General features: G+C 70.6%; 22 protein-coding genes. 7 read left to right on the top strand and 15 right to left on the bottom strand.

The window, feature by feature from the left end; all coding sequences use genetic code 11:
- Nucleotides 1-70 precede the first annotated feature (70 nt).
- Both OG758_RS14155 and OG758_RS14150 read left to right on the top strand, forming a co-directional pair.
- Complete coding sequence (locus OG758_RS14155; protein WP_326710328.1) at nucleotides 71-1,222, top strand: glycerate kinase; 1,152 nt, start codon at nucleotides 71-73, stop codon at nucleotides 1,220-1,222.
- A gap of 46 nt (nucleotides 1,223-1,268) precedes the next feature.
- The gene (locus OG758_RS14150; RefSeq protein ID WP_326710327.1) at nucleotides 1,269-1,529 is read left to right on the top strand and encodes a hypothetical protein; all 261 of its coding nucleotides are present in this window, start codon (nucleotides 1,269-1,271) and stop codon (nucleotides 1,527-1,529) included.
- 111 nt (nucleotides 1,530-1,640) lie between these two features.
- Here OG758_RS14150 and pssA read toward each other — a convergent pair whose 3' ends face one another.
- From pssA to OG758_RS14105, 9 genes are all read right to left on the bottom strand, one after another.
- Entirely contained in the window at nucleotides 1,641-2,495 is an 855-nt protein-coding gene (gene pssA / locus OG758_RS14145) for a CDP-diacylglycerol--serine O-phosphatidyltransferase (RefSeq protein WP_266935349.1), read from the bottom strand.
- Nucleotides 2,482-3,138: a phosphatidylserine decarboxylase gene (locus OG758_RS14140; protein WP_100591521.1), complete on the bottom strand. Its 657-nt coding sequence runs from the start codon at nucleotides 3,136-3,138 to the stop codon at nucleotides 2,482-2,484. Before OG758_RS14140 ends, pssA begins: the two co-directional genes overlap by 14 nt.
- 171 nt (nucleotides 3,139-3,309) lie before the next feature.
- Complete coding sequence (locus tag OG758_RS14135) at nucleotides 3,310-4,515, bottom strand: acyl-CoA dehydrogenase family protein (RefSeq protein WP_326710326.1); 1,206 nt, start codon at nucleotides 4,513-4,515, stop codon at nucleotides 3,310-3,312.
- A 2-nt stretch (nucleotides 4,516-4,517) separates the two neighbouring features.
- Nucleotides 4,518-5,030, bottom strand: a complete 513-nt coding sequence (locus OG758_RS14130; protein WP_266558229.1) for a MaoC family dehydratase — start codon at nucleotides 5,028-5,030, stop codon at nucleotides 4,518-4,520.
- A 5-nt stretch (nucleotides 5,031-5,035) separates the two neighbouring features.
- Nucleotides 5,036-6,001 (bottom strand): HpcH/HpaI aldolase/citrate lyase family protein, encoded by a 966-nt coding sequence (locus tag OG758_RS14125; protein WP_326710325.1) that lies wholly within the window; start codon nucleotides 5,999-6,001, stop codon nucleotides 5,036-5,038.
- On the bottom strand, nucleotides 5,998-8,046 hold the full coding sequence (locus OG758_RS14120; protein WP_326710324.1) for a protein meaA: 2,049 nt from the start codon (nucleotides 8,044-8,046) through the stop codon (nucleotides 5,998-6,000). Before OG758_RS14120 ends, OG758_RS14125 begins: the two co-directional genes overlap by 4 nt.
- A gap of 21 nt (nucleotides 8,047-8,067) precedes the next feature.
- On the bottom strand, nucleotides 8,068-9,405 hold the full coding sequence (gene ccrA, locus OG758_RS14115) for a crotonyl-CoA carboxylase/reductase (protein WP_100591526.1): 1,338 nt from the start codon (nucleotides 9,403-9,405) through the stop codon (nucleotides 8,068-8,070).
- Between the two features lie 756 nt (nucleotides 9,406-10,161).
- On the bottom strand, nucleotides 10,162-10,998 hold the full coding sequence (locus OG758_RS14110; protein ID WP_266675326.1) for a TetR family transcriptional regulator: 837 nt from the start codon (nucleotides 10,996-10,998) through the stop codon (nucleotides 10,162-10,164).
- A 127-nt stretch (nucleotides 10,999-11,125) separates the two neighbouring features.
- Complete coding sequence (locus OG758_RS14105; RefSeq protein WP_326710323.1) at nucleotides 11,126-12,931, bottom strand: 3-hydroxyacyl-CoA dehydrogenase family protein; 1,806 nt, start codon at nucleotides 12,929-12,931, stop codon at nucleotides 11,126-11,128.
- Between the two features lie 355 nt (nucleotides 12,932-13,286).
- Here OG758_RS14105 and OG758_RS14100 point away from each other — a divergent pair, with 355 nt between their 5' ends.
- A complete protein-coding gene (locus tag OG758_RS14100; protein WP_326710322.1) occupies nucleotides 13,287-13,886 on the top strand; it encodes an adenylosuccinate lyase in 600 nt (199 codons plus the stop codon).
- Here the strand turns inward: OG758_RS14100 and OG758_RS14095 are convergent.
- The 3 genes from OG758_RS14095 to OG758_RS14085 form a co-directional block, all read right to left on the bottom strand.
- Entirely contained in the window at nucleotides 13,876-14,445 is a 570-nt protein-coding gene (locus OG758_RS14095) for a GNAT family N-acetyltransferase (protein WP_326710321.1), read from the bottom strand. The genes OG758_RS14100 and OG758_RS14095 overlap by 11 nt on opposite strands.
- 59 nt (nucleotides 14,446-14,504) lie before the next feature.
- Nucleotides 14,505-16,079, bottom strand: coding sequence for an alpha/beta hydrolase (locus tag OG758_RS14090; protein WP_326710320.1), 1,575 nt, complete (start codon nucleotides 16,077-16,079; stop codon nucleotides 14,505-14,507).
- A gap of 135 nt (nucleotides 16,080-16,214) precedes the next feature.
- Entirely contained in the window at nucleotides 16,215-17,261 is a 1,047-nt protein-coding gene (locus OG758_RS14085; protein WP_326710319.1) for an Rv2578c family radical SAM protein, read from the bottom strand.
- Nucleotides 17,262-17,404: 143 nt separating this feature from the next.
- Between OG758_RS14085 and OG758_RS14080 the strand changes: the two genes are divergently transcribed.
- From OG758_RS14080 to OG758_RS14065, 4 genes are all read left to right on the top strand, one after another.
- Nucleotides 17,405-17,848 (top strand): SRPBCC family protein, encoded by a 444-nt coding sequence (locus OG758_RS14080; protein WP_326710318.1) that lies wholly within the window; start codon nucleotides 17,405-17,407, stop codon nucleotides 17,846-17,848.
- Nucleotides 17,849-18,027: 179 nt separating this feature from the next.
- On the top strand, nucleotides 18,028-20,439 hold the full coding sequence (locus tag OG758_RS14075) for an MFS transporter (protein WP_405655149.1): 2,412 nt from the start codon (nucleotides 18,028-18,030) through the stop codon (nucleotides 20,437-20,439).
- 154 nt (nucleotides 20,440-20,593) lie between these two features.
- Nucleotides 20,594-23,035, top strand: a complete 2,442-nt coding sequence (locus OG758_RS14070; protein WP_326710317.1) for an ATP-binding SpoIIE family protein phosphatase — start codon at nucleotides 20,594-20,596, stop codon at nucleotides 23,033-23,035.
- A 127-nt stretch (nucleotides 23,036-23,162) separates the two neighbouring features.
- Nucleotides 23,163-23,885, top strand: a complete 723-nt coding sequence (locus tag OG758_RS14065; RefSeq protein ID WP_326710316.1) for a class I SAM-dependent methyltransferase — start codon at nucleotides 23,163-23,165, stop codon at nucleotides 23,883-23,885.
- On the opposite strand, the gene OG758_RS14060 is transcribed toward OG758_RS14065, so the two are convergent.
- From OG758_RS14060 to OG758_RS14050, 3 genes are all read right to left on the bottom strand, one after another.
- Nucleotides 23,853-24,254, bottom strand: coding sequence for a GNAT family N-acetyltransferase (locus OG758_RS14060; protein WP_326710315.1), 402 nt, complete (start codon nucleotides 24,252-24,254; stop codon nucleotides 23,853-23,855). The genes OG758_RS14065 and OG758_RS14060 overlap by 33 nt on opposite strands.
- 54 nt (nucleotides 24,255-24,308) lie before the next feature.
- Nucleotides 24,309-24,575, bottom strand: coding sequence for a GlsB/YeaQ/YmgE family stress response membrane protein (locus OG758_RS14055; protein WP_326710314.1), 267 nt, complete (start codon nucleotides 24,573-24,575; stop codon nucleotides 24,309-24,311).
- Nucleotides 24,576-24,707: 132 nt separating this feature from the next.
- Nucleotides 24,708-26,234 carry an LCP family protein gene (locus OG758_RS14050; protein ID WP_326710313.1) on the bottom strand — a complete coding sequence of 509 codons (1,527 nt, stop codon included), beginning with the start codon at nucleotides 26,232-26,234 and terminating at the stop codon, nucleotides 24,708-24,710.
- Between the last annotated feature and the right edge of the window lie 112 nt (nucleotides 26,235-26,346).

Genomic DNA, 26,346 nt, shown 5'->3' with positions numbered 1-26,346 from the left:
ACCTCCGGTTAAGGTCGCAGCGGCGCGACTGCCTTGCGCGAGCAAGGCGCGAAAGCAAGGGGAATGCAAGGTGGCGGACGCTGGAGTGACGGCGGAGCGCGTGCTCATCGCCGCGGACAAGTTCAAGGGCTCGCTCACGGCCGTGCAGGTCGCCGAGCGGGTCACGGCCGGCCTGCGGCGTATCGCGCCCGGGGTGACGGTCGAGTCCGTGCCCGTCGCGGACGGCGGGGACGGCACGGTGGCCGCGGCCGTGGCGGCCGGTTTCGAGCGCCGCGAGGTACGGGTCACCGGACCGCTCGGTGACGAGGTCACGGCGGCGTACGCCCTGCGCGACGGCACGGCCGTCGTCGAGATGGCCGAGGCGTCCGGGCTCCAGCTGCTGCCCGAAGGCGTCTTCGCGCCGCTGACCTCGACCACGTACGGATCCGGCGAACTGCTCGCCGCGGCGCTCGACGCGGGTGCCCGCTCCATCGTGTTCGGCGTGGGCGGCAGCGCCACGACCGACGGCGGCGCCGGAATGCTGGCCGCGCTCGGCGCCCGCTTCCTGGACGCGGACGGCAAGCCCGTCGGCCCGGGCGGCGGGCCCCTCGCCGACCTGGCCACGGCCGACCTCTCGGGGCTCGACCCGCGCCTGGCCGACGCGGAGATCGTCCTCGCCAGCGACGTCGACAACCCGCTGACCGGACCGAAGGGCGCGCCCGCGGTGTACGGGCCGCAGAAGGGCGCGACGGCGGACGACGTCGCCGCCCTGGACGCGGCGCTGGCCCACTTCGCGCAGGTCCTGGCCGAGGCGATCGGCCCGAAGGCACTCGAGTACGCCGACTCGCCCGGCGCCGGAGCCGCCGGCGGCATCGGATACGGCGCCCTCGTGGGCCTCGGAGCGGGCTTCCGGGCCGGGATCGAGGTCATGCTCGACGTCCTCGGCTTCGCGCCCGCGCTCGCCCGCGCCACCCTCGTCATCACCGGCGAGGGCTCCCTCGACGAGCAGACGCTGCACGGCAAGGCCCCGGCGGGCGTCGCCGCGGCGGCCCGCGCGGCCGGCATCGAGGTCGTCGCGGTCTGCGGCCGCCTCGCCCTCCCCCCGGAGGCCCTGGGCCGCGCGGGCATCCGCCGCGCCTACGCCCTCACGGACGTGGAGCCGGACGTGGCCCGCTGTATCGCCGAGGCGGGCCCGATCCTGGAGACGGTGGCGGAGCGGATCGCCCGCGATTTCCTCGTCTGAGGGGTGACGGGTGACCGGTGACGCCTGACGCGCGCCGGGGTGAGGGGTGACTCTCATCCCGGCGAGATCCGGTACGTGTCGAGGGGGCGGAGCCTGCCTGACGGAGGACGTCTTCACGCCCGTCGTCGGCCTCCACAAGGACATCACCGGGACCATGTGCATGGCGTATCCGCCGGAGGAGTTCGCCGGGACCCTGGAGCGCATCGCGGACGGCACGATCGACGCGGCCGCGCTCGTCACGGGCCAGGCGGACCTCGGCGGGGTGTCCGCGGCCCTGGACACGCTCCGCCGGCCCGCGACCACGTGAAGGTCCTGGTACGCCCCGGGCTGCCCGGCACCGGCCTGCACCCCGCGTCCTGAGACAGGCGAAGGGCCCCGAACCAAGCGGTTCGGGGCCCTTCGGACGTACGGGTGCGGGTTACGGCAGCTGCGCGGCGCGTGCCTCGCGGCGGTTGTCCCGGAAGTTGTTCACCCTCCGGGCCGTCGCGAACAGCGGGATCACGGCGCCGAGGACCAGCTGGAGCGCGCAGCCGGTCTGGAGCAGCAGCTGACCGCCGGGAGCGTCGAACGCCCAGGCCGCCAGGAGCCCCATCGCCGCCACGATCCACCCCAGCATCGCGACCGCGAGCGGACCGCGCGGCTTCGGGTACTCGACGCGGCTCACCATCAGCCAGGCCGTCCCGATGATCGCGAGGACCGTGGCCACGAACGGCAGCTCGAGGAGCACGATCGACACGACCGTGAGCGCCCCGAAGGGGCTCGGCATGCCCTGGAAGGTGCCGTCCTTCACCGTCACGCACGAGAATCTCGCGAGTCTCAGCACGACGGCCAGGAGCACCACGATGGCGCCCACCGCCGCGACCCGCTGATGCGCGTCGTCCGCGACCATGCCGTACACGAGGACGAAGTAGGCGGGCGCGAGGCCGAAGCTGATGAGGTCCGAGAGGTTGTCCAGCTCGGCGCCCATCGGCGACGAGCGGAGCTTGCGCGCCACCAGGCCGTCGAACAGGTCGAAGATCGCCGCGGCCAGCATCAGGATCACGGCCGTGGCCGCGCTGTGCCGGGCCATGCCGGAGTCGTTGCTGCCCTGGATGTGCGGGATCAGGATGCCGGTGGTGGTGAAGTACACCGCCATGAAGCCGCACGTGGCGTTACCGAGCGTGAGGGTGTCCGCTATCGACAGGCGCAGTGAAAGCGGCATTTCCTCCGCTTCGTCCGCCTCCTCGGCCTCGGGCACCCACCCGGCCTGCGTCTCTGGATCAGTCACGGTCAATGCGAGTCACCCCAGCCACGGTCTTCTGGCCGACCTCGAGCGCGACCTCGACACCCTCGGGGAGGTAGATGTCGACGCGCGACCCGAAGCGGATCAGACCGATGCGCTCGCCCTGCTCGAGCTTGGTGCCCTGCGGGACGTACGGGACGATCCGGCGGGCGACCGCACCGGCGATCTGCACCATCTCGATGTCGCCGAGCTCGGTGTCGAAGTGCCAGACAACGCGCTCGTTGTTCTCGCTCTCCTTGTTGAACGCCGGGACGAACCCGCCGGGGATGTGCTCCACGGACGTCACCGTGCCCGCGAGGGGTGCGCGGTTGACGTGAACGTTCAGCGGGCTCATGAAGATCGCGACCCGGGTCCGCCCGTCCTTCCACGGCATGATGCTCTGCACCACGCCGTCGGCCGGGGAGATGACCCGGCCGGGGGCGATCTCACGCTCGGGGTCGCGGAAGAACCACAGCATGCCGGCCGCCAGAGCGGTGGCGGGTACGGCTACTGCGGCGGCCTTCTTGGAGCGACGCGAACGGGCCAGGCTCAGGGCGGCTGTGGCGACGGTCGGCAGGAGCCACGGCGATGCTCCGCGCGCAATGCGTCCTCCGAGGACGCCGTCGCGTGGTGCAGAGGTTTGGCTGTGGGGCATGGATGACCTTCGTAGCGGATGATGCCGCGCTCTGTACGGGGGGACGGCGGCTTTTCCGGGATGCTATCGGTTGCGAGCCACAACTGGGCAAGCCAGGAAGCTGAGTCGGCGGCTGAAGAGTGCTGACAGGGTGTGATGTTCTTCTCGAACAAAACACCCTGTAGTGGACATTCAGCCCTGGAATCGATACTCCTCGAGCAGGCGGCGACCAATGATCATTTTCTGGATCTCGGCGGTACCTTCACCGATCAGCAGCATCGGTGCCTCGCGGTAGAGACGCTCGATCTCGTACTCCTTGGAGAAGCCGTAGCCGCCGTGGATCCGGAAGGCGTCCTCGACCACTTCCTTGCAGTATTCGGAGGCGAGATACTTCGCCATTCCTGCTTCGAGGTCGTTTCGTTCCCCGGAATCCTTTTTGCGTGCTGCGTTGACCATCATCGCATGGGCGGCCTCGACCTTGGTAGCCATCTCCGCGAGCTTGAACTGGATGGCCTGGTGCTGGGCGATCGGCTTGCCGAAGGTGTGACGTTGCTGGGCGTAGGAAACCCCCAGCTCAAACGCACGTTGAGCGACACCGCAGCCACGTGCCGCGACATTCACGCGGCCGACTTCGACTCCGTCCATCATTTGGTAAAACCCTCGGCCGGTCTCGCCGCCGAGTACCCGATTGGCCGGAATGCGCAGTCCGTCCATGATGAGTTCGGTCGTGTCGACGCCCTTGTAACCCATCTTGTCGATCTTCCCCGGGATCGTGAGGCCGGGGCGGACCTCTCCGAAGCCGGGCTCCTTCTCGACGAGGAAGGTCGTCATCGACTTGTGGGGCGCCGTGCCCTGCGGGTGTCCTTCGTCACTCTTGACCAGAACGGCCACCAGATTCGACGAGCCGCCGTTCGTCAGCCACATCTTCTGGCCGTTCAGGACGTACTCGTCGCCGTCCTTCACCGCCTTCGACGAGATCGCCGACACGTCCGAGCCGAGCGCCGGCTCCGACATCGAGAACGCGCCGCGCGTCTCGCCCAGCGCCATGCGCGGCAGGAAGTAGTCCTTCTGCTCCTGCGTGCCGTGCTGCTTGAGCATGTACGCCACGATGAAGTGGGTGTTGATGATGCCGGAGACCGACATCCAGCCGCGGGCGATCTCCTCGACGCACAGCGCGTACGTGAGAAGGGACTCGCCCAGGCCCCCGTACTCCTCGGGGATCATCAGGCCGAACAGGCCCAACTCCTTGAGGCCGTCGACGATCTGCTGCGGGTACTCGTCGCGGTGCTCCAGCTCGGTCGCGACCGGGATGATCTCCTTGTCCACGAAGTCGCGGACGGTGGAGAGGATCTCCTGCTGGACGTCGGTGAGACCGGCGGTCTGGGCGAGTCGCGCCATGGCTACTTCTCCTGCTGCTTCAGTTCGGGACGGCCCGGCTGCTCGCCGCCGCGCTCCTTGATGTACGTCTCGGTGGGGACCATCACCTTGCGGCGGAACACGCAGACCAGCGTGCCGTCCTGCTTGTAGCCCTTGGTCTCCACGTAGACGATCCCGCGGTCGTTCTTCGAGCGGGAGGGCGTCTTGTCGAGGACCGTCGTCTCGCCGTAGATCGTGTCGCCGTGGAAGGTCGGCGCCACGTGCTTGAGCGACTCGACCTCCAGGTTGGCGATCGCCTTGCCGGACACGTCCGGCACCGACATGCCGAGGAGCAGCGAGTAGATGTAGTTCCCGACGACGACGTTCTTGCCGAAGTCGGTCGTCTTCTCCGCGTAGTTGGTGTCCATGTGGAGGGGGTGGTGGTTCATCGTCAGGAGACAGAAGAGGTGGTCGTCGTACTCCGTGACGGTCTTTCCGGGCCAGTGCTTGTAGACCGCGCCGACCTCGAACTCTTCGTACGTGCGTCCGAACTGCATGGTGCTCAGGCCTCCGGGGCTTCGAACTTGGAGGTGCGCTGCATGCCCGCGGCGCGTCCCTTGCCGGAGATGACGAGGGCCATCTTGCGGCTGGCCTCGTCGATCATCTCGTCGCCCAGCATCGCCGAGCCCTTCTTGCCGCCGGCCTCGGACGTGTAGAAGTCGTACGCGTCCAGGATCAGCTCGGCGTGGTCGTAGTCCTCCTGCGAGGGCGAGAAGATCTCGTTCGCCGCGGCGACCTGGTCCGGGTGCAGCACCCACTTGCCGTCGAAGCCGAGGGCCGCGGCGCGCTTCGCGACCGCCTGGTAGCCCTCCGGGTTGCGGATCTGGAGGTAGGGGCCGTCGATCGCCTGGAGGTTGTTGGCGCGGGCGGCCATCAGGATCTTCATCAGGATGTAGTGGTAGGCGTCGGCGTCGTAGCCGGGCGGCTGCTCGCCGACGACCAGGGACTTCATGTTGATGGAGGCCATGAAGTCGGCCGGGCCGAAGATGATGGTCTCGACGCGCTGGGAGGCCGTCGCGATCGCGTTGACGTTGTTGAGGCCCTGCGCGTTCTCGATCTGCGCCTCGATACCGATCTTGCCGACTTCGAAGCCCATCGTCTTCTCGATCTGCGTGAGCAGCAGATCGAGCGCGACGATCTGCTGCGCGTCCTGGACCTTCGGCAGCATGATGCAGTCGAGGTTCTGGCCCGCGCCCTCGACGACCGTGACGACGTCGCGGTACGTCCACTCGGTCGTCCAGTCGTTCACGCGCACCACGCGCGTCTTGCCCGTCCAGTCACCCTCGTTCAGGAACTTGACGATGGTGTGCCGCGCCTCCGGCTTGGCGAGCGGCGCGCAGGCGTCCTCCAGGTCCAGGAAGACCTGGTCCGCGGGCAGCCCCTGGGCCTTCTCCAGGAAGCGGGGGTTCGATCCCGGGACCGCGAGACACGAGCGGCGGGGACGGAGACGGTTGATGGGCGCGGTCATGCGGGGACCTCCAGAGGGTCGAGCTGGTTCGCTTGCCGGATCTCGTCGACGATACGTCCGATGATCTCCGTGATGCCGAAGTCCTTGGGGGTGAAGACGGCGGCCACGCCCGCGCGCTTCAGGTCCTCGGCATCGCCGTTGGGAATGATGCCGCCGACGATCACCGGGATCTCGGCGGCGCCCGCCTCGCGCAGCCGTTCGAGGACGTCGGGCACGAGCGCGGAGTGCGACCCGGAGAGGATCGACAGGCCGACACAGTGCACGTCCTCGGCGAGCGCGGCGGACACGATCTGTTCGGGCGTGAGCCTGATGCCCTGGTAGACCACCTCGAAGCCCGCGTCACGGGCCCGGACGGCGATCTGCTCGGCGCCGTTCGAGTGCCCGTCGAGGCCCGGCTTGCCGACCAGGAGGCGCAGCTTGCCGCCGAGCTCGTCGCCGGTGCGGCGGACCTTCTCGCGGACGAGGGCGAGCGGCGTGCCCTCCTCGGCGGTGACGGCGACCGGCGCCGACGAGACGCCCGTGGGGGCGCGGAACTCGCCGAACACCTCGCGCAGCGCCTCGGACCACTCGCCGGTCGTGACTCCGGCGCGGGCGCATTCGAGCGTCGCTTCCATCAGGTTCTCGGTGCCGGCCGCGGCCTCCTTCAGGCGCTCCACGGCCTGCTGGGTGGTCGGGTAGTGGAACGGGTCGCCCATGCCCTGCCGGTCGCTCGACTCCTGGCGCGTGGTGCGCCACTCGTCGATGGCCTGCACGACCCGCGACTCGACCTGGTGATCCACCGTCATGATCGCGGCGTCCAGGTCGGCGGTGAGCGGGTTCGGCTCGGTCGACTCGTGGATGTTCACACCGACGATCTTCTCCTCGCCGCCCTCGATCCGCGCCCGTCGCTCGGCGTGCGAGGAGACGAGCTGCGACTTGAGGTAGCCGGACTCGACGGCGGCCATCGCGCCGCCCATCTCCTGGATCCGCTCGATCTCGGCGAACGATTCGGCGACGAGCTCGTCGACCTTCTTCTCGATGACGTGCGATCCCGCGAAGATGTCCTCGTACTCCAGCAGGTCGCTCTCGTGTGCGAGGACCTGCTGGATGCGCAGGGACCACTGCTGGTCCCAGGGGCGGGGCAGGCCGAGCGCCTCGTTCCAGGCAGGGAGCTGGACGGCGCGGGCGCGGGCGTCCTTGGACAGTGTCACGGCCAGCATCTCCAGGACGATGCGCTGGACGTTGTTCTCCGGCTGTGCCTCGGTCAGGCCCAGGGAGTTGACCTGGACGCCGTAGCGGAACCGGCGTTGCTTCGCGTTCTCGATGCCGTATCGCTCGCGTGTGATCTGGTCCCAGATCCGCCCGAACGCCCGCATCTTGCACATCTCCTCGATGAAGCGGACACCCGCGTTCACGAAGAAGGAGATGCGGGCCACGACGTCCCCGAACTTCTCGGCGGGGACCTGCCCTGAGTCGCGTACGGCATCGAGAACGGCGATGGCGGTGGACATCGCGTACGCGATCTCCTGGACCGGTGTGGCTCCCGCCTCCTGGAGGTGGTAGCTGCAGATGTTGATCGGGTTCCACTTCGGCATGTGCCGGACCGTGTACGCGATCATGTCCGTCGTCAGCCGCAGGGAGGGACCCGGCGGGAACACGTGCGTGCCCCGCGACAGGTACTCCTTGACGATGTCGTTCTGCGTCGTGCCCTGGAGCTGGGTGATGTCCGCACCCTGCTCCTCGGCGACGACCTGGTAGAGCGCCAGGAGCCACATGGCGGTGGCGTTGATGGTCATCGAGGTGTTCATCTGCTCCAGGGGGATGTCCTGGAACAGCCGGCGCATGTCACCGAGGTGCGAGACCGGCACCCCGACCCGGCCGACCTCGCCGCGGGCGAGGATGTGGTCGGGGTCGTAGCCGGTCTGCGTCGGCAGGTCGAAGGCGACCGACAGACCCGTCTGGCCCTTGGCGAGATTGCGCCGGTACAGCTCGTTGGACGCCTCAGCCGTGGAGTGACCGGCGTACGTGCGCATGAGCCACGGCCGGTCCTTCTGGCGCTCAGTCATGTTCCGCTACTCCTCAGGGGTTCAGATGTTGCGGAAGCGGTTGATGGCGTCGAGGTGCTGGGCGCGCAGTTCCTGGTCGCGGACGCCCAGGCCCTCCTTCGGGGCCAGCGCGAGGACGCCGACCTTGCCCTGGTGGAGGTTGCGGTGCACGTCGTAGGCGGCCTGGCCGGTGTCCTCGAGGGAGTACACCTTCGACAGCGTCGGGTGGATCTTGCCCTTGGCGACCAGGCGGTTCGCCTCCCACGCCTCGCGGTAGTTGGCGAAGTGCGAGCCCACGATCTTCTTGAGGGACATCCACAGGTAGCGGTTGTCGTACTCGTGGTTGTAGCCGGACGTCGAGGCGCAGGTGACGATCGTGCCGCCCTTGCGGGTGACGTACACGGAGGCGCCGAAGGTCTCGCGGCCCGGGTGCTCGAAGACGATGTCGACGTCCTCGCCGCCGGTCAGCTCGCGGATGCGCTTGCCGAAGCGCTTCCACTCCTTGGGGTCCTGGGTGTGCTCGTCCTTCCAGAACTTGTAGCCCTCGGCGTTGCGGTCGATGACCGCTTCGGCGCCCATGGCCTCGCAGATGGCAGCCTTCTCCGGGCTGGAGACGACACAGATCGGGTTGGCGCCGCCGGCCAGCGCGAACTGCGTGGCGTACGAGCCGAGTCCGCCGCTGGCGCCCCAGATCAGGACGTTGTCGCCCTGCTTCATGCCGGCACCGTTGCGCGAGACGAGCTGGCGGTACGCGGTGGAGTTCACCAGGCCGGGGGCCGCGGCCTCTTCCCAGCTCAGGTGGTCCGGCTTCGGCATCAGCTGGTTGGACTTGACGAGCGCGATCTCGGCGAGGCCGCCGAAGTTCGTCTCGAAGCCCCAGATGCGCTGCTCGGGGTCGAGCATCGTGTCGTTGTGGCCGTCCGAGGACTCCAGCTCGACGGAGAGGCAGTGCGCGACGACCTCGTCGCCGGGGTTCCAGGCGTTGACGCCGGGACCGGTGCGCAGCACGACGCCCGCGAGGTCGGAACCGATGATGTGGTACGGCAGGTCGTGGCGCTTGGTGAGCTCCGACAGGCGTCCGTAGCGCTCCAGGAAGCTGAAGGTGGACACCGGCTCGAAGATCGAGGTCCAGACCGAGTTGTAGTTCACGGAGCTGGCCATGACGGCCACGAGCGCCTCGCCCGGGCCGAGTTCGGGGACCGGCACGTCGTCCAGGTGGATCGACTTGCGGGGGTCCTTGTCCCGGGTGTCGAGGCCGGCGAACATCTCCGTCTCGTCCTTGTGCACGGTGATGGCGCGGTACGACTCGGGGAGCGGCAGAGCGGCGAAGTCGGCGGAGGTCGACTCCGGCGACTGAATCGCGTCCAGGATTTCCTTCACGGTATTGCCTCCGGCGATGCGTCCCAGAGGGACGTTGAGGGGTACGTCGGGTGGAGAGCTGCTGTGTTGGGTGAAGAGGTGCCGTCGGTTCGGCGGGGGTGTTGCTACGGCAGCGCTTGGTCGGCGCGAGAAGTTTGCCTGTGACGCAGGCGTCCGGGCGCGCTCGCCACGGTTTGGGGTGGCTTGCGGGGACAGCCGACGTACGGAAGTTCTCTGCACGCCGGCCGCCCGGACACATTCAACGTATGGCACCGCGTGCCAGTCGGCAAGACACTGGGTGCCACAAGTTTTTGAGCGATGATCGATCAGTGCAGGTCAGAGGTGGTGTGGCTCGGCGGTGCCGGAGGTCATCGACGGCCCTGAACTGCGCCTCAGGGGCCCTGGAGGGGGCCCACGGGGCCTCCGGGGAGCCTCCGGGAGACCGGGGCGACGCGGGGTGAGAGGCGGCGAGAGGGCGGCGGGCGGGTCGCGTGGTCGCGCACCTTGTGGCCGGACACAGGCTCGGTCTTGGCCGGCCGGTGGAGGGCCGCCGCCCTCTCGAAGCCGGGCGCGCCGATCGCGCCGGAAGGCCTGCCGAGACGGCGGCGCTCGCCGGGTGGGAGCCCGCATCTGGGGGCGCTGGGGAGTGCCGCGTGCGCTCGCCGAGCGGGTCCCCTTTCCCGGGAGCGCCGGGGGGAGGGACGCGTATGCGGGTTTTCCGAGGTGGGCGTCAACAGCCCCTGGTTGCCGCGGAGTTCAGGAAATTCCTGGCGGAGGCTAGCCGCGGTCCCGCAGCGCCTTCTCGATCGTCCCCATGATCTCGTCCAGCGGCGCGTCCGTGCGCGCCACGGTGACCAGGACGTCGCCCCCGGTGCTCACCGAGGCGGCGGGGGTGGTGGCGGTGGCAGTGGCGGTGTCCCGGCCCGCGCCGATACCCGTACCGAACGTCTTGCGGACGATCGCGAAGGCGTGGTCGAGCTGATTCTCGACGTCGCCCTGGCCGCCGGCCCGCAGCCAGCGCCGCAGCACGTGGTTGTGGGCGGTGACGACGGCGGACGCGGCGACCTCGGCGAGCAGCGGGTCGTCATTGCCGTGCTGGTGGGCGTGCTCGTCGAAGTGGCCGAGGAGATAGCGGGTGAACAGCCGCTCGTAGCGGGCCACCGAGGCGATCTCGCGCTCGCGCAGGGTGGGTACCTCGCGCGTGAGGCGGTAGCGCTCCACCGACACGGCGGGCGACGCCGCGTACATCTTCATGACTTCCTTGATGCCGCGGCACACCGTGTCGAGCGGATGCTCGTGCGCGGGCGCCGCGTTGAGGACCGCCTCCGCCCGGATCAGGGTGTCGTCGTGGTCCGGGAAGATCGCCTCTTCCTTGGAGCGGAAGTGGCGGAAGAAGGTCCGCCGTGCGACCCCCGCCGCGGCCGCGATCTCGTCGACCGTCGTGGCCTCGTAGCCCTTCGTCGCGAAGAGTTCCATCGCTGCGGCCGCCAGCTCCCGGCGCATCTTGAGCCGCTGGGCGGCGGCGCGGGACCCCGCGGCGCTCTCCGGAGCGTCGGGCGTGGGCGTCGTACGGGAGGACTTGGCGGCCTTGGACATGCCATGAACGTACTGCATATGCGCGGTGGCGTGCGCCCGAGCGGGGTTCCCCCCGCCCGGGTCCCGGGCGGGGGGTGTGAGGCCGGGCGGCCGGAGCAGCCCGCCCCAGTCCGTGGGGCGGGCGGTGCCGCTGCCCGTGGGCCGGTCAGCGGCGGGCATATTCGCGGAAGCCGCGGCCGGTCTTGCGGCCGAGGCAGCCCGCGGCCACCAGGTGCTCGAGCAGCGGCGCGGGGGCCAGGCCCGGGTCGCGGAACTCGCGGTGCAGGACCTTCTCGATGGCCAGCGAGACATCGAGGCCGACCACGTCCAGGAGCTCGAAGGGCCCCATCGGGTAGCCGCCGCCGAGCTTCATCGCGGCGTCGATGTCGTCGAGCGTCGCGTAGTGCTCCTGCACCATCTTGATCGCGTTGTTCAGGTACGGGAACAGCAGCGCGTTCACGATGAAGCCCGCGCGGTCACCGCAGTCCACCGGGTGCTTGCGGATCTTCGCGCACACCTCGCGGACGGTGGCGTGCACGTCGTCGCCGGTCAGCACGGTCCGCACGACCTCGACGAGCTTCATGGCAGGGGCCGGGTTGAAGAAGTGCATGCCGATCACGTCCTGCGGGCGCGAGGTCGCGCGGGCGCAGGCCACGACGGGCAGGGACGAGGTCGTGGTGGCCAGGACCGCGCCCGGCTTGCACACCTTGTCGAACGTCGCGAAGAGCTGCTGCTTGATCTCCAGGTCCTCGGCCACGGCTTCGAGGGCCAGGTCGACGTCGGAGAAGGCGTCGTACGAACCGGCCGGAGTGATCCGGTCCAGGGTCTGCGCCGCCGCCTCGGCGGTCATGCGGCCCTTGTCGACAGAACGTGAAAGAGACTTACCGATACGGGACTTGGCCTTCTCGGCCTTCTCCTCGCTGCGCGCGGCGAGCACCACGTCGTAGCCCGCCTTCGCGAAGACCTCCGCGATGCCGGACGCCATGGTCCCGGAGCCCGCGACGCCGACCGAGCGGATCGTGCGCGCGTCGGCCACGACCTCGCCCGTGAGCGGGGTGAGCGCGTCCCGCACGACCTCGGAGCTGCCCGGCTCCGTGTACGTGTAGAAGCCGCGCCCCGACTTGCGGCCGGTCAGACCCGCCTCGCTGAGCTGCTTGAGGACGGGCGCCGGTGCGTGCAGGCGGTCGCGGGACTCGGCGTACATGGCCTCGAGGACCGTGCGCGCGGTGTCGATGCCGATGAGGTCGAGCAGCGCGAGGGGACCCATGGGCAGGCCGCAGCCCAGCTTCATGGCGGCGTCGATGTCCTCGCGGGAGGCGTACTTGGCCTCGTACATCGCGGCGGCCTGGTTGAGGTAGCCGAAGAGCAGGCCGTCGGCGACGAAACCGGGCCGGTCGCCCACCGCGACGGGCTCCTTGCCCAGTTCGACGGCGAGATCGGTGACCGCCGCGACGGCCGTGGGCGCGGTGAGCACCGACGAGACCACCTCGACGAGCTTCATCGCGGGCGCCGGGTTGAAGAAGTGCAGCCCGAGGACGCGCTCGGGGCGGGCCGAGTCGGCGGCGAGCCGCGTCACGGACAGGGCGTTCGTACCGGTCGCGAGGATCGTCTCGGGCCGCACGACGGTGTCGAGCTCCCGGAAGATCTGCTGCTTGATCTCGTACGACTCCGGAGCCACCTCGATGACGAGGTCGGCGTCGGCCGCGGCCTGGAGGTCCGTGAAGGTGCGGAAGCGGGCGAGGACGTCCCGCCGCTCGTCCTCGGTGAGGCGCTCGCGGCGCACCGCACGCGCCGTCGAGGCCTCGAGCGCGGCGACGGCCTGCGCGGCCGCGGCCTCGTTGACGTCGATACCGATGACCTCACGGCCGGCGCGGGCGAGCACCTCGGCGATGCCGGTGCCCATCGTGCCGAGGCCGACGACCGCGACGGTCGGGAGGGTGGCCGGGGATGCGGGAGACAGAGGAGCGTCCATCTGAGGACTCCAGGAGGGAGGAGTGACGACTGAGGGGCACACGCGGATACGCCGACAGGCGCACGGAGTGCGGGAATTCGAGCCCGGACGCGACGCACACAGGCGTCCGGTGAATCGGTGAGAGAGAGATCCGGCGGGGCCCTGTCCCGGGGCCGCGCCGTACTGCGGTACCTGAGGCACCGAACCGACTGGCACTCTCGGCGGCTGCGTCACCAGGCCGCCAGGAGTGGGGTGCGGGGAGTGTGCCCCGCTCAATTGAGGTTAACCGGCGAGTAACGAGCGCGCCAGTCCTCGGCGTTCATCAGTCTCTGTGATCTACGTCGCGGGGGCCCGGGGCCTGTCTACGCTGGACCGCATGGACGAAGAGTTGCGATCGGTCACGGAGCGCTTACGGGCCGAGTCGGGCGTCTCCCCCCTTCTCGACCGCCTCGCGGCGACCGGCGAAATCGACGAGCTCGCGGCCGTGCTGACCGAGCCCGGGCAGCCGCTGTGGGCCAGAGAGCTGGCCGCGTACCGCCTCGGAATGGCGGGGGACCACCGGGCCTTCGAGGCGCTCGTCCTGCTCCTCAACCACCGCGACCCGGCACGCTGTGCCACCGCCGCGCACGCCCTGGCCGCGCTCGGCGACCCGCGCACCGCACGCGCGGCGGCGGCGCTCGCCACGAACGAGCTGCGGGTCGCGTACGCGCTGCACCCGGTGCGGCTCCTGGCCGCACTGCGCGCTCCCGAGTCCGCGCCGGCGCTGATCACCACCCTGGAGCGGCGCCTCGGCCCCCGCGATCCGTACCGCGCGGTCGCGCTCGCGTGTGTGGAGGGACTCGGCGGCCTCGGGGACGCCCGCGCCCGGCCGGTCCTGACCGCGGCCCTCGCCCACCCGGCGCTCGCGGAGGCCGCGGTGCGCGCGCTCGCGCGACTGCCCGAGCAGCGTGAGAGCCCGAGCGGCGTCAGGGACTGACAGCGCGCACGTAGCGCACTTCCGGTACGAGCTCCCCGTCCACCTCGTACGGCTCCTCGGCGCCGTCCGGGGTGAACCCGGCGCGCTCGTAGAACCCACGGGCGCGGGTGTTGCCCTTGACCACCCACAGGCGTATCCGCTCGTAGCCGGCGTCGGCGCAGCGGTCCAGGCAGCTGTGCAGGAGGGTGCGGCCCACGCCCGTGGACAGCTGGCCGTCATGCACGTAGATCGCGTACAACTCGGCTTCCCCGGGCGGGAGATCGTCGTCGCGGGACGGGCCGTGACAGGCCCAGCCGACGATGTCGCCGGCGCGCTCGGCGACCACGTTCACCACCGACGAACCGGCCCGCGCGAGACGCTCGCGGCGGCGTGCCGCGTCCTCATCGATGCTCAGCGCGGCCAGAAAGGACGCGGGCATCAGGCCCGCGTACGCCGTCCGCCAGCCGCGGACCCGGATCCCGGCCACCGCCTCGCAGTCGGCGTCGGCCATGTCCCGGACGCGGATCTCCGCCGCCGGGACCGAAGCAGGGGCGGTGTCGTGGGCCCGATGGGTGCTCATGCGCCCATCGTGACCCGGCGGACACCGCCCCGGCCAGGGTGTGCATCAAAGGGAAGCGCTCAGCCGCGGAAGCCCATCAGCCCGTGCAGGCGCACACCGCGTGACGGGGGCGGACCAGCGGCGCCCTTCTTCGTGAGCGGCTTCGGATCCGGCCGCTTCTTGCACGTCGCGTCCGCCTCGCCGCCGCCGCGCGGCACCTTCCCGGTCCGCAGATAGTCGGCCAGGTACCGGTCCACGCAGGCGTTCCCGCTCAGGCTGATGCCGTGGTTCTCGCCGCCCCGCTCGACCACCAGGCTGGAGCCGCGCAGCTCGCGGTGGACGGCGACCCCGCCCTCGTACGGCGTGGCCCCATCGTCGGTGGCCTGGAAGAGCAGCACCGGCGGCAGGTCGTCGTTGGACACGTCCGGCGGGTCCAGCGGGCTCGTCGGCCAGAACGCGCACGGCGCGTTGTACCAGGCGTTGTTCCAGGTGGAGAAGGGGGCCTTCTCGGCCGCCTGCCAGTTGTCGTCGCGCCACTGGTTCCAGTTGCGCGGCCACCGGGCGTCGCGGCACTGCACGGCCGTGTAGACGCTGTAGCCGTTGTCGCCCGAGGCGTCGACGGCGCCCAGCTTCTTGTACGCCGCGACCAGCGGGGCCGGGTCCTTGTCCTTCACGTACGCCGCGAACGCCTCGGCCAGATAAGGCCAGTAGCCGTTGAAGTAGCCGCCCGGCAGGAAGGTGTCCTCCAGTTCGGCGGCACCGACCGTCCTGCCCGCCGGCTTCTTCTGCACGGCGTCGCGCATCGCGTACCACTCGGCCTCGACCCTCGCCGGGTCCTTGCCGAGCTTGTACGTCGCGTCGTGCCGCGCGACCCAGGCGAGGAACGCCTGGTGGCGGGCGTTGAACGCGTGGTCCTGCCCCAGGTTGTCGTCGTACCAGACCCCGCCCGGGTCGACGATCGAGTCGAGCACCAGGCGCCGCACGCGCTGCGGGTAGAGCTTGGCGTAGACGGCGCCCAGGTAGGTGCCGTACGAGTAGCCGAAGTAATTGAGCTGCGGCGCGCCGAGCGCCGCGCGGATCTCGTCCATGTCCCTGACGGTGCTCACCGTGTCGAAGTACGGGAGTACGTCCGCGTACTTCGTGGTGCACGCCTTCGCGAACGCCCGCGCACGGTCGAGGTCGGCGCGCTCGATCGCTGGGGTGGACGGCACGCTGGGCGGGCGCACGGTGGCGAAGTGCTTGGGCCGGCAGTTCAGGGCCGGTTTGCTCTTGCCGACGCCGCGCGGGTCGAAGCCCACGACGTCGTACCGGGCGGCGACGCTCTTCGGCAGCTCGTGTGCCACGAAGCCCGCCAGTGTCAGGCCGCTGCCGCCGGGGCCGCCGGGGTTCACCAGGAGCGGGCCCTGCGACGTCTTCGCGGTGTGCCGGACCCGGGACAGGGCGAGCGTGATCTGCTCACCGCCGGGCCGGTCGTGATCGAGCGGCACCCGCACCGAGGAGCACTGGAGCTTCGGGTAGTTCTTGGTGCCGCAGTCCTTCCAGGTGAGGGCTGCGTGCTGGACGGAAAGGGTCGGGGCGGCGGCGGCCGGAGCCGCGGCGAGCATGCCGGCCACCATGGTGGCGACGCCGCACACGGCGGCTACGCGTTTCTTCATCAGGCCTCCCAGGACGGAGGGTTCGGGGCCGCGAGCGCGCGGCCCCCGCGGCATGGTCCCCGAATCCATGCCGGGAGCGTCCTGTTTCATGCAGAGTTGACCCTATTGGCGTGTACGTGTCCGGGAGGAGTGCGGTCAGAGAAGCGTGAGCTGGGTGGCCGCGGGGGCGGGCTCGGGCTCCTGGCGTGCGCGCAGCCGTCGCGGGGCCTCCGCGCGCGAGGGGCCGATGCCGAACTCCTCGGCCAGTTCGTGCACCTGACGGGTGATCCGGCGCTGGTACCACTTCGGCGCGTAGGCGCCCTCCGCGTACAGCCGCTCGTAGCGCCGCACCAGGTGTGGGTGGTGCTGTCCGAGCCAGGACATGAACCACTCGCGTGCCCCGGGCCGCAGATGCAGCACGAGCGGGGTCACGGAGGTCGCGCCGGCCGCCGCGACGGCCCGTACGGTCTCCCGCAGCTGTACGGGGTGGTCGCCCAGGAACGGGATCACGGGGGCCATCAGGACACCGCAGCCGATGCCGGCCTCGCCGAGGGCGCGCACGACGTCGAGGCGGCGCTCCGGCGCGGGCGTGCCCGGCTCGACGGTGCGCCACAGCTCGCGGTCGACGAAGCCGACGGACACCGAGACGCCGACGTCGGTGACCTCGGCGGCCTGTCGCAGCAGGTCGAGGTCGCGCAGGATCAGCGTGCCCTTCGTGAGGATCGAGAACGGGTTCGCGTAGTCCCTGAGCGCCTCGATGATCCCCGGCATCAGCCGGTAGCGCCCCTCCGCGCGCTGGTAGCAGTCCACGTTCGTGCCCATCGCGATGTGCTCGCCGTGCCAGCGGCGCGAGGCCAGGTGGCGGCGCAGCAGCTCCGGCGCGTTCACCTTCACGACGATCTGGCTGTCGAAGCCGAGGCCCGTGTCGAGGTCCAGATAGCTGTGGGTCTTGCGGGCGAAGCAGTAGACACACGCGTGCGTGCATCCCCGGTAGGGGTTGACCGTCCATTCGAACGGCATGCGGGAGGCGCCGGGCACGCGGTTCACGATCGACCTGGCCCGGATCTCGTGGAAGGTCACGCCTGCGAATTCAGGTGTGTCGAAGGTGCGGGTCGTCACGGTGTCCGCGCCGAACAGCGCGGCGTCCGTGACCCTCCCTGTCGGGATTTCGGCCGGATTCTCCCTGAGGTTCTCCCAGCGCATGACGCCTCCTAGCTAGCACTGGGCACAGAATAGAACACATGTTCCCTTGATCGTGCGACCCCGATTTTGGCGGCCGATGCGGAGGGTGGTTGGCTTGGGCTCTCTCTCGAACACCGAGAACACCGACTGCTGGAGGAAGTGCCATGGCGCAGGTCGAGGCCATCACGGAGCGGGTCATCGCCGCCAAGCCGGACGACGTATTCGACGCGCTCGCCGACTACAGCGGCACGCGCGCGAAGCTGCTGCCCGAGCACTTCAGCGAGTACGAGGTCCGCGAGGGCGGCGACGGCGAGGGCACGCTCGTCCACTGGAAGCTCCAGGCCACCAGCAAGCGGATCCGCGACTGCCTCCTCGAGGTCAGTGAGCCCACCGACGGCGAGCTCGTCGAGAAGGACCGCAACTCCTCGATGGTCACCACCTGGCGCGTGACCCCGTCCGGCGAGGGCGCCTCCCGCGTCGTCGTCAGCACCGTGTGGAACGGCGCGGGCGGCATCGGCGGCTTCTTCGAGAAGACCTTCGCTCCCAAGGGCCTCGGCCGCATCTACGACGAGGTCCTCGCGAAGCTCGCCGCCGAGGCGGAGAAGTGACCCCGATGTAGTGCTCACCGTTTCGAGTGGTTTTCCGCTCGCGCGCGGTTGTACGCCGTAGGGCTCCCACCGGCGCATTCGCGCCCGGAAGCCGCCGGAGCCGCCGCTCGTCGCGCTTGCCCGCAGTTGTCGCGCAATGCGAGAAATATGCGGCGCAGGCGCGACGAGGGGAGCGACAGGTGGGCACGACGACGCTGGTGACGAGTGAGCCGGGGCCGGTGCCGGCGACGGAACCGACCCCGCAGCCCGAGCCCCAACCGGCCGTGGAGCAGCGACAGTTCCCCGACCACGGCCTCGGCCCGAGCCGGGTCCGGATGGTCTTCTTCGGACTCATGCTGGCGCTGCTGCTGGCCGCGCTCGACCAGATGATCGTCGCCACCGCGCTCCCGAAGGTCGTCGGCGAGCTGCACGGCCTCGACAAGATGTCCTGGGCGATCACCGCCTATCTCCTGACCGCCACCATCGGTCTGCCGATCTACGGCAAGCTCGGCGACCTCTTCGGCCGCAAGGGCGTCTTCCAGTTCGCCATCGCCGTCTTCGTCGTCGGCTCCGCGCTGGCCGGCTGGTCGCGCAACATGGACGAACTCATCGCGTTCCGCGCCGTCCAGGGCATCGGCGCCGGCGGTCTCATGATCGGCGTGCAGGCGATCATCGCGGACATCGTGCCGCCCCGCGAACGCGGCCGCTACATGGGCCTCATCGGCGCCGCGTTCGGCCTCGCGTCCGTCGCGGGCCCGCTGCTCGGCGGCTACTTCACCGACCACCTCACCTGGCGCTGGTGCTTCTACATCAACGTGCCTTTCGGGCTGGTCACGCTCGCCGTCGTCACCGTCGTGCTCAAACTGCCCCGCCCCAAGGTCAAGGCCAGGCTCGACGTCCTCGGTGCCCTGCTGCTCGCGACGGCATCGACCTGCCTTGTGCTGCTGACCAGTTGGGGCGGCACCGAGTACGCGTGGGGTTCGCGCGTCATCCTGGGGCTCGCCGCCGGAGCGGCCGTGACGGCCGTGCTCTTCCTCGTCGCCGAGCACTTCGCCGCCGAACCCATCATCCCGCTGCGGCTGTTCCACGACCCCGTCTTCAACATCACCGGCCTGGTCGGCATGGTCATCGGTATCGCCCTCTTCGGAGCGGCCAGTTACCTGCCGACCTTCCTCCAGATGGTCGACGGCGCGAGCGCCACCGAGTCCGGGCTGCTCATGCTCCCGATGATGGGCGGCATCGTCATCGCCTCGGTCGTCTCCGGCCAACTCATCAGCCACACCGGGCACTACAAGATCTACCCGATCCTCGGCGGGGCCCTGTCGACGGTGGGCATGTGGCTCCTGTCCCGCCTCGAAGTGGACACCCCGCGGCTGCACTACAGCCTCTTCATGGCCGTACTCGGCGCGGGCATCGGCCTGATCATGCCGGTCCTGATCCTCGCCGTGCAGAACGCCGTACGCCCCGCCGACATCGGCACCGCGACCAGCGCCAACAACTACTTCCGGCAGATCGGCGGCAGCGTCGGCGCCGCGATCTTCGGCACCCTCTTCGCCGACCGGCTCGCCGACGCACTGGCGGACCGGCTGCCCAAGGGGGCGGGCCTGCCCGACCCGGAGTCCATCACCCCGCAGCTCGTCCACGCCCTGCCGCCCGCGCTGCGCGACGGCTACATCCAGGCGTATGCCGACGCGATGCCCCGGATCTTCCTCTACCTCGTCCCGGTGCTCGTCCTCGGCCTCGTGATCGCCTTCTTCCTCAAGGAGACACCCCTGTTGTCCAGTGCCGCCCCCCACAGCGCCCCGAGCGGCGAGACCACCTCCGTTCCGCCCCAGTCCCGGACCGCGTACGGCGCCGGCGTGCCGGTCTGCGGCATCGTCCAGCACTCCGACGGGACCGCGGTGCCGCGCGCCGCCCTCACCCTCATCGACATCGGCGGCCAGCAGATCGGGCGCGGCGCGAGCGGCGACGACGGCCGGTACGCCCTGTCGACGCCCGGCTCCGGAAGTTACGTCCTGATCGCGGCCGCGGGCGGACACCAGCCCCAGGCCGTGACCGTCACCGTGGGGGAGCGGCCCGTCGACCTCGACGTCGTCCTCGGCGGCGCCGGGCGGCTCGCCGGCAGCGTGCTGACCGCCGACGGCGCGCCCGTGCGCGATGCCACCGTCACCCTGACCAACGTCCACGGTGAGGTCGTCGCCACGACCCGCAGCGGGCGCGAAGGCAGCTACGTCATCACGGAGCTGGTGGCCGGCGAGTACACGCTCGCCGGGAGCGCGCCGGCGTTCCGCCCCGCCGCGCTCCCCGTCACCGTGATGGCCGCGCGCGAGACCCGCCAGGACGTCGAACTCGCGGGCGGCGCCGTGCTGCGCGGCACGGTCAGGGCCGGCGGCGGCCGCCCCGTCGAGGACGCGCGCGTGACCCTCCTCGACGCGGCGGGCAACGTCGTCGACACCCTCACGACCGGTACCGACGGCACGTTCCGCTTCGTCGACCTGTCGTCGGGCGAGTACACCGTGATCGCCGCCGGTTACCCGCCGGTCGCCACGGTGCTGCACATGGCGGGCGGCGGCCGCACGGAGCGTGACCTGCAACTGGGCCACGAGGACTGAGCGTTGGGGGCCGGGCGGAGCGCCCGGCCCCGGCGCGCCGCGCCCGTTCAATTCGGCCGATGCAGCCCCCTGTACCCCCGTACCGCGTACGGTGGAACGGGAAAGGGCCGAACCAACGACGCTCGGTCGCCGCGCGGGGAAGGGAGCGCAGGCCATGCACAGTGGCACCGGGACGGACCCGCAGAGCCCCGTGCCCGGCCGTGTACCCCTGGCGGTCGTCGTGGTCGACGAGTCGGGACTCGTCTCGCACTGGAGCACCGGCGCGCGCCGCCTCTTCGGCCCCGCGCGCGAGGACGCCGTCGGCCATCCCGCCACCGACCTGCTGCCCGTCTCCGGCGCACTGTCCGAAGCGCCCAACGCCCGGTCGTACGGGGACGAGAGCGCCTACGACGGGCTCGGCCCGGACCTGGAGTCCTCGCTCGACGGTCGGGCCTCCTACCCCGCCGCGGGCCGCGCGCGCCTCGAGGCCCCGCGCCGGCAGCGCATCGACGTCCTGTGGTGGGCCTACCCGCTCGTCGGCCCCGGGCCGGAGAAGCTCCTCGTACTCGCCGCCGACGCCGGCCGGCTGCACGCCGACGACGTGCCCGACGGGCATCCGCTGGAGCGCATCGCACCCGGCTTCGCCCTGCACACCGACTTCCCCGGAGCCGACGAGCTGGCCCGTGGACTCCCCGCCATCCTGCCCAGCATGAGCGTCGGCGAGAGCGCCCGCATCGTCTCCCAGGTGCTCGAACTCGGCTATCCCGTCCTGGAGTTCAGCCTCCACGACCGCGTTCCCGTCACCGCCGACTGGGGCGTGCCCCGGCGCGCCGAGCGCAAGGCCCGCAGGGAGGAGGCCGCCCGCGCGGCCGCCGCCGGACTGCCCGCGCCGCGCCGCGCACCCGACGACGGGGCGTCCGACGACGCGGACGACCTGGAGTACGCGGCCGTCCGCGAACACCTGGAGTTCCTCAACGAGGTGAGCGGGCGCATCGGTTCGTCCCTCGACCTGTCCCGCACGATCGTCGAGGTCAGCCGGGCCGTCGTACCGCGCTTCACGGACGTCGCGGGCACCTATCTTCGCGAACAGGTCGTCGCGGGCGAGGGGTTCCCGGAAGGCCCGCCCGACGCGACCACCCTGTGGCACCGCGTCGCCCTGGAGCACACGGACGAGCCGGGCCGCTGGGACGACGTCGTGCCCGTCGGCGAGTCGATGCCGTTCCCCGCGCACACGCCGTTCTTCCAGTGCATGACCTCAGGGCAGCCCGTCCTCGTACCGCGCATCACCGAGGAAATGGGCAACGCGATCGCGTCGCAGTTCGAGAAGCGCGACATCAGGCCCCTCATCACCGACCGCTCGATGCTGGTGGTGCCCCTGAAGGCGCGCAACGTCGTCCTCGGATTCATGATCCTGCTGCGCCACCGGGAACGCCCGGTCTTCAACGACATGGACCGCGTCACCGGCGCCGAACTCGCCGCCCGCGCGGGCCTCGTCCTCGACAACGCCCGCATGTACACGTACCAGGAGAGCGTCGCCGAGACCCTCCAGGACAGCATGCTGCCGCACATCGAGCCCCACATGCCCGGCTGTGACATCGCCACCCGCTATCTGCCCGGCACCCTGCTCGGCCGCGTCGGCGGCGACTGGTTCGACTCGATCAAACTCCCGGGCTCGCGGACCGCTCTCGTCGTCGGCGACGTCATGGGCCACGGCCTCAACTCGGCGGCGATGATGGGCCAGTTGCGCACCGCCGTCCAGACCATGGCTGCCCTCGACCTGCCACCGGCCCAGCTCCTGCGCAACCTCGACGACCTCGCCCAGCGCCTCGGCGAGCACTACCTCGCGACCTGCCTGTACGCGGTCTACGACCCCATCGCGAACGAGCTGGAGCTCGCCAACGCCGGGCACATCCCGCCGGTCCTGGTCCGCGCCGCGGACGGCCGCAGCGAACTGCTCGAACTGCCCACCGGTGCGCCCATCGGCGTCGGCGGTGTCCCCTTCGAATCGGTCCGCGTCCCGATGGCGCCCGGCGACCGGCTCGTCATGTGCACCGACGGCCTCGTCGAGGTGCGCGGCGAGGACATCGGCGTCGGCCTCGCCACACTGTGCGAGTCCGCCGCCCACCCGGCGGCCTCCATGGACGCCGCCTGCGACACCATCATCAGATCCCTGAACACCCGCGGCGGCCGCAAGGACGACGTCGCCCTCCTCATGGCCCGGCTCAACGGCATCGCGCCGGAGGACGTCGCCCACTGGAGCGTCGCTCCCGAGCCCGCCGAGGTGTCCCGCACACGCGCCCTCGTCCGCGACCGGCTCACGGCCTGGGGCCTCGGCGCGCTCACCGCCCCCGCCGAACTCATGGTGGGGGAGCTCGTCACCAACACCGTGCGGCACGCCCGCACCCGCAGCGTCGAGGTACGCCTGGTGCGCTCGGGGACCCTCGTGTTCGAGGTCGAGGACGACGACCAGCGGCTGCCCACGCTGCTCAACGCGGGCCCGGGCGACGAGTTCGGCCGCGGCCTGCGCGTCGTGAGCGCCCTCGCCAGGGAGTGGGGCACGAGCCGTACGGGTTCCGGGAAGACTGTGTGGTTCGAACTGGCGTTGCCGCGGGCGTAGTTGGCGGCGCGGGGCGCTCGGCGCACGCGTATCGAATGCGCCGTGAAGGTATGCGCCGGGTGCTTGTGGGCGGGCGCGGGGCGCGGTAGACCGATCTTGCCGTGCCACCACACCCCGGGAGTTGCAGATGAGCGTGACGAGTCGGTACAAGGACGCCTGGGAGAGTTTCTGGCGCGAGGCTCCCGGCGAACCCGGCGGGGTCTTCTGGGACTCCGAGCCCGACCTCACCGCCGGTGTCCATCTCGCCCTGTTCGAGCCGCACCTGGCGAAGGGCCTGCCCGTCGTGGACCTCGGCTGCGGGAACGGCACCCAGACCCGCTTCCTCGCCGACCGCTACCCGCGTGTCGTCGGCGCCGATCTCTCCGTCGCCGCGCTCGACCACGCCCGGCACGCCGACCCCGCGGGCCGGGCCGACTTCCGGCAGATCGACGCCACCGAGCAGACCGAGGCACACCAGCTGCACGCCGAACTCGGCGACGCGAACGTGTACATGCGGGGCGTGCTGCACCAGTGCGAGTCCGAAGACCGCCAGCCGCTGGTCGACGGCATCGCGGCGTTCGTCGGCGAGCGTGGCCGGGCCTTCGTCGTGGAGCTTGCCGAGGCCGCCCGGCCCGTCCTGATGTCTCTCGCGCAGAGCCCCATGGGCCCGCCCGCGAAGCTGGCACCGGTCTTCGCGCACGGCATCGCGCCCGGTGAGGTGTCCGACGCGGCGGTCCCCGACTACGTACACACCGCGGGCCTCGACGTGCTGGCGAGCGGCGAGCTCCCGCTCACCACCACCGAGTACACGCCCGACGGCACCCGCATCGAGCTCCCGTCACGATGGCTCGTCGTGGGGCGGGCACACTAGCCGCCGCAGGCCCAGGCGCCCAAGGGTGCTGCCGACGGGGCCCAGGAGATGCGGGCAGAGCGGTCGGCCGTGCCGGAGCGAGACGCCTTCGTGTGCGGTGACCGCGAGGAAGAAGCCGCGGCCGGGCCGGGTCTGGAGCGTGGTGTTCCAGCGGTGGCCGTGGCCCTGGGCCAGCGCGACCCGCACCGCGCGCCGGCCGAGCCCCTCCTGACGGCGTGACTCCAGGATCCAGATGCCGAGGAGCCGGCCCGTACGGCACGGCGCGCACAGCCGGAAGCGGACCTGGCCGACGAGCGCGCCGCTCTCGTCGTGGAGCAGCACCTCACCGGCGGCGCGCGCCGTACGGGGAGGGATGCTCGTGAGGCGCACCGGCCCGGACGGCGACGCCGGCGGGCCGGGGCCCATGAGGGATCGACCCGCCCGTCAGTTGCGCGAGTTGCCGAAGAGGAGGCGGTAGCCGATGAGCAGGACGAGCGAGCCGCCGATGGCCGCGATCCAGGTGGGCCCGTCGAAGAACTGGTTCTCGATCGGGCGGTCGAAGAACCGCGACGAGATCCAGCCGCCGACGAAAGCGCCTGCGACGCCGATGAGGGTCGTGCCTATCATGCCGCCCGGGTCGCGGCCGGGGAGCAGGATCTTGGCGATGACTCCGGCGGCGAGGCCGAGGATGATCCAGCTGATGATGCCCACGTGTGCGTCGTTCCCCTCGGTGATGTGTGGTGCCTTGTGCCTGTGATTCTGGCTGAGCCTGTGCGTTGCGAATTTGCGCAACTGTACAGACAGAGGTGAAGACGCGATACGGTCCCGGTCGGTTGCACCAGGTCAGCCGTAGGACAGGTTCGAGCACAGGTTGTCGTCGGCGGAGCGGGCGTCGTCGGAGACCTCGGACGGTACGGCGGTGGGTTCCGGCGACGCCGTCGCGGCGGCCGAGGGATGGTCCGCGTAGTCCTGCCCGAGAATCGCCTTGATGCCCGCGGTCGAGGTCTCTTCCAGGCGTGCGCCCGGGAACCGCTGGGCGAGCGTGCCCGCTCGCGCCTTCTCGCCGGGGCCGTACTGGATCAGCGTGGTGGCCTGGTCGTGGGTGGACGCCGTCGCCGTGCCCGTGACGGTGAACCCGTCGCCCTCGAGGGTGCGCGCGGCCTGGGCGGCCAGTCCCATGACGGTCGTTCCGTTGTAGACGGTGACGCGGATGCCGTCCCCCGGACTCGGGGCGGCGGACGGCGCGGGGGAGGCGTTCGACCGGGCGCCCTTCTTGCCGCTGGCGTCCTTCCCGTCGATGGTCCGGTCGTCCCTGAGCGATGCCCACAGGGCGTCGGCGTCCGGTTCGACGACCGCGACGCGGCTGCCCTCGTAGCGCCACGGGATGGTGACGAACTTGGTGTTGTGCAGGTCGACGTTCTTGAGGGACATCGCGAAGGAGAGGAGCTTGTCGGCGGAGCCGAGGCCGGGGTCGACGGTCATCGACCGTGTGGCCGCGTTCGCGAGCGGCAGGAGCTTCGTGGGTGTCAGACCGTCGCTCTTGACCTTCTTGATGAGGCTGCCGACGAAGGCCTGCTGCCGCTTGATGCGGCCGATGTCGGAGCCGTCGCCGATGCCGTGCCGCAGGCGGACGTAGTCGAGGGCCTTCTGCCCGGAGACGCTCTGCTCGCCGCGCGGGAACAGGAGCTTGCCCGGGGTCGTGCGATGGGGGTTGAGGTCGCGCTGGTGGATGGGCTGCGGGAGGCACACCTTCACTCCGCCGACGACGTCGGTCAGGGCGGCGAAGCCCTTGAAGTCCACGACGACGGTGTGGTCGACGCGCAGGCCCGTCAGCTTCTCCACCGTGTTCTGCGTGCAGGCGGGGTTGCCTCGGGCGGTCTCGCCGGTCGAGTACGCCGCGTTGAACATCGTGTCGGGCCGCGTGCTGGTCCAGCTGCCGTCGGGCAGTTTGCAGGGCGGGATCGTGACGAGGGTGTCGCGCGGGACGGACACCGCGACCGCGTTGCGATGGTCGGCGTAGACGTGCAGCAGGAACGCCGTGTCCGAGCGGCCAATGTCGCCCTTGCCGCCGCCGCCCAGCGCCTCGTTGCCACCGGTGCGTGCGTCGGAGCCGATGACGAGGACGTTCTCACCCTTCGACGCGTCGGCGTCCGGGCGGTCGCCGGAGATGCCGTCCGAGCTGAACGTGTTGATGTCGCCGCCGAGTTTCAGGTATATCCAGCCCACGCCGCCGGTCAGGAGGACGAGCAGGGACAGGGCTATCGCGAGCGTGAAGCGCACGCGGCTGCGCCTCGGTCGCGCCGTGCGTGCGGCGGACTTGGCGCTGCTTCCTCGGCGCGCGGGTGACAACTGCTCACGGGTGCCTGCCATGGGGTGCGCCCTCATTCGGATCCGGGGTTGTACAGTTGCGCAATGTAGCAAGCTTCTTGGTGGGTGCCGTCCGGCGCACACCTCATCCGAAGAGACGAAGGGTGGGGCGAAA

Source organism: Streptomyces sp. NBC_01474 (genome assembly GCF_035918215.1).
Classification (GTDB): Bacteria; Actinomycetota; Actinomycetes; order Streptomycetales; family Streptomycetaceae; genus Streptomyces; species Streptomyces aureus.
Note: the sequence above shows the minus strand (reverse complement) of the source record. Positions and strands in the feature narration are given on the sequence as shown.

Bases quoted from the DNA above. Each gene is read 5' to 3' on its own strand.
- OG758_RS14140 (WP_100591521.1), bottom strand. From the start codon at position 3,138: ATGCCCCACAGCCAAACCTCTGCACCACGCGACGGCGTCCTCGGAGGA.
- OG758_RS14135 (WP_326710326.1), bottom strand. From the start codon at position 4,515: ATGGCGCGACTCGCCCAGACCGCCGGTCTCACCGACGTCCAGCAGGAG.
- OG758_RS14130 (WP_266558229.1), bottom strand. From the start codon at position 5,030: ATGCAGTTCGGACGCACGTACGAAGAGTTCGAGGTCGGCGCGGTCTAC.
- OG758_RS14125 (WP_326710325.1), bottom strand. From the start codon at position 6,001: ATGACCGCGCCCATCAACCGTCTCCGTCCCCGCCGCTCGTGTCTCGCG.
- OG758_RS14120 (WP_326710324.1), bottom strand. From the start codon at position 8,046: ATGACTGAGCGCCAGAAGGACCGGCCGTGGCTCATGCGCACGTACGCC.
- OG758_RS14110 (WP_266675326.1), bottom strand. From the start codon at position 10,998: ATGCAGTACGTTCATGGCATGTCCAAGGCCGCCAAGTCCTCCCGTACG.
- OG758_RS14105 (WP_326710323.1), bottom strand. From the start codon at position 12,931: ATGGACGCTCCTCTGTCTCCCGCATCCCCGGCCACCCTCCCGACCGTC.
- OG758_RS14100 (WP_326710322.1), top strand. From the start codon at position 13,287: ATGGACGAAGAGTTGCGATCGGTCACGGAGCGCTTACGGGCCGAGTCG.
- OG758_RS14095 (WP_326710321.1), bottom strand. From the start codon at position 14,445: ATGAGCACCCATCGGGCCCACGACACCGCCCCTGCTTCGGTCCCGGCG.
- OG758_RS14090 (WP_326710320.1), bottom strand. From the start codon at position 16,079: ATGAAGAAACGCGTAGCCGCCGTGTGCGGCGTCGCCACCATGGTGGCC.
- OG758_RS14085 (WP_326710319.1), bottom strand. From the start codon at position 17,261: ATGCGCTGGGAGAACCTCAGGGAGAATCCGGCCGAAATCCCGACAGGG.
- OG758_RS14080 (WP_326710318.1), top strand. From the start codon at position 17,405: ATGGCGCAGGTCGAGGCCATCACGGAGCGGGTCATCGCCGCCAAGCCG.
- OG758_RS14070 (WP_326710317.1), top strand. From the start codon at position 20,594: ATGCACAGTGGCACCGGGACGGACCCGCAGAGCCCCGTGCCCGGCCGT.
- OG758_RS14065 (WP_326710316.1), top strand. From the start codon at position 23,163: ATGAGCGTGACGAGTCGGTACAAGGACGCCTGGGAGAGTTTCTGGCGC.
- OG758_RS14050 (WP_326710313.1), bottom strand. From the start codon at position 26,234: ATGGCAGGCACCCGTGAGCAGTTGTCACCCGCGCGCCGAGGAAGCAGC.